This window comes from Skermanella sp., from assembly GCF_059503625.1.
In genome coordinates, this window is sequence record NZ_JCACHA010000425.1 from 1 (window position 1) to 2,423 (window position 2,423).

Here is a 2,423-nt window from a genome sequence, read left to right on the forward strand (position 1 = left end):
CTTCTGGATCAATGCCTAAGGTCTGCCAATCTCACGAAACGTGCAAAGTCCAGCTTAGAACCTGTACGCAAATTGACGGCCTATCGGAATGTCGCGCGGTCAGCTGGGCCGCGCGGGGGGGAGGCATGAGGGCTGCCGATCACCATATCTGACGGTCCCCCACTCTTCCGGTTCTCCTGATATGGTTTCGCTTTCTGCTCGCCACATCTCCCGTTCCCGTCAGCGCGACGCATGGGACGCGCTCGCCGACATCGAGGTGTTCATCTTCGCCACGGAAGCCGAACTGGCGGCGATGGAGGCGGAGCGTGTCGGGGTTCATCGCCGCGGTCGCAAACCGGATCCCGAGCTGCGGCGGCGCCTGCTGGGGCTGATCTGGATGCTGACCTTCGGCGGCATGCAGTGGCGCATCGCCGGCTTCCTGTCCGGTATCCCGTTCACTACCCTGCACAGCGCGTTTGCCCGCTGGACCCGGCTGGGGCTGTGGCGCCGGCTCGGGCAGCGCCTGGCGTTCGACTGGCGCGTTGCCTGCGGCGACGAGGCTCTGCCGTCCGCCGTCGTCATGGACAGCCGCTCGCTGCGCTCGGCACCGACCTGCTGGATGCGCGGCATCGATGGCGGCAAGCTGATCAAAGGCATCAAGCTGAGTGCCGTCTGCGACAAGCATGGCTCGCTGCTCGATCTTGAGCTGGCGCCGGCCAACACCGACGATCGTGCCGGCGCCACGCCGATGCTGCCCCGGCTGGCGGAACTGGGTTTCCAGGGCGATCTGCTGGGTGACAGTGGCTACAAGGGCATGCCCTTCGCCCAGGCCACTCTCGACCATGACATTCATGTCTCGGTCTCGCCTGGCGGAACCCGCGACGGCCAGTTTCTTCCCGTTGGAATCAGGTGGGTGGTCGAGCGTCTGTTCGCCTGGCTGTCCCGCTACCGACGCCTCAACACCGTCTTTGATCGAAAGTCCGACCTCTTCGCCGCTCATGTCTGGATCGCCATGATCTCAATCATCTCACGGCGGCTCGCCTCACTCCAAACCCAGCAAACACAAGAGGTTTAATTCGCGTACAGATTCTAAGGCGGTGGCCGACATCAAGAAGGACAAGCAGCTCTGGCGCTTCTCCAAACTGCGGCAAGTCAAGTATCTCAATAACATCGTGGAACAAGATCACCGACGAATAAAGCGGCTGGTCAGATCCGGACTCGGTTTCAAGAGGTTCCGAACGGCTTGGTGCACCCTGGTTGGGTATGAAACTCTGGCGATGATGAGGAAAGGACAGGTGCAGGGGATTGGGGGCAACGACATTGTTGCCCAAGCTGCCTTCGTCAACTCGCTGTTCGACGTTGCTGCCTGAAAATGGCCCAAGCTCACGATAATTTTGTCTCAGCCAGAACTTTGCAACAGAACCCTCGAGGGAATGCCGTTGGCCAGCGTCAGAAAAGACCTCAGGCAGCCCAGCTTGTTGCGGCCATAGAGCGCAATGTCATTCCAGCTCTCGGCGCACGCGATCACCGCACACACCGCGATGACCAGGATGTCGATCAGCCGATGATCGACCTTTCCAGAACACCGCGGATCCTCGAGCGCGGAAAAGTGCTCGACCAGTTTCTCGACGGACATCGCCATTCTCCCTTCGTTGATGAAGGGAGAACCGTAACGCCCTGTTAACACCGTCAAATCTCAACAGCCCATTTCATGCGTCGCCCCTGGTACCCCGCGGAACATGACGAACCGTCCGTGCCTGAATGCCAGAAACAAGAAAAGGTGCGGAGCCGTCAGCTCCGCACCCTGTTAGCTTCGTTGAGCTTGGATTATCCTACGAAAGCGTCCCAAACATCCGATGCGGTATTTTTGACCTCTGCCCAGATCTGTCTTACACCGGCACCAGAAGCCATATCGATTTGTTCGTCGGTCAATTCTGATATAGTCGAAGTCATCGGCGCGGCAAGTTTTAGGGACTTAACATCAAGATCAGTCATCGTCGGACTCCCTTTTCAGCGCGGAAGTTGAGTTTGTGGACCTCTTATCGTCAAAACCGATCACGCTAAAGCCGTGTAATGGCATCGGTTCCGACTAATTCTTATGATATCCAAGAAATCAAAATCTTTATGTGGGCTAAGTCACACTTAATGCTGTGATATTGTTGATAACTCCATTAGAGAATTTTTAGGAATATTCTCAACCGACATCAATGTCTTCACTTCGTCGTCAAAGGGGTATGTGAGAGCGTCGTGAGATTGGGGGTGCAAGCTGGTTTGGTGCACGGATGCGGCGGTTGCCCGGGCGGCTGACATTGGATAGAAGGAGCGCCCCTTCCTGATCTTCTCGTCTGAGCATGCCGCACAAGTACAATGCCGACCGCCGCCACCACATCCCGAGAGCCCGCTACAAGGTGACGAACTGGAAGGCCTACGAGGCTGGGCTGCGC

At 57.7% G+C, this 2,423-nt stretch carries 3 protein-coding genes and 1 pseudogene; 2 read left to right on the top strand and 2 right to left on the bottom strand.

Going from position 1 to position 2,423, the window contains the following annotated elements; genetic code table 11:
* Positions 1 to 88: 88 nt before the first annotated feature.
* Both AC5JJ6_RS09335 and AC5JJ6_RS09340 read left to right on the top strand, forming a co-directional pair.
* On the top strand, positions 89 to 1,054 hold the full coding sequence (locus tag AC5JJ6_RS09335; RefSeq protein ID WP_496041775.1) for an IS5 family transposase: 966 nt from the start codon (positions 89 to 91) through the stop codon (positions 1,052 to 1,054).
* Between the two features lie 22 nt (positions 1,055 to 1,076).
* Complete coding sequence (locus AC5JJ6_RS09340) at positions 1,077 to 1,349, top strand: DDE-type integrase/transposase/recombinase (RefSeq protein WP_496041776.1); 273 nt, start codon at positions 1,077 to 1,079, stop codon at positions 1,347 to 1,349.
* A 56-nt stretch (positions 1,350 to 1,405) separates the two neighbouring features.
* Here the strand turns inward: AC5JJ6_RS09340 and AC5JJ6_RS09345 are convergent.
* Positions 1,406 to 1,621: pseudogene (locus AC5JJ6_RS09345) on the bottom strand (transposase family protein); the annotation flags it as partial.
* Between the two features lie 185 nt (positions 1,622 to 1,806).
* Positions 1,807 to 1,974, bottom strand: a complete 168-nt coding sequence (locus AC5JJ6_RS09350; protein WP_496041777.1) for a hypothetical protein — start codon at positions 1,972 to 1,974, stop codon at positions 1,807 to 1,809.
* Between the last annotated feature and the right edge of the window lie 449 nt (positions 1,975 to 2,423).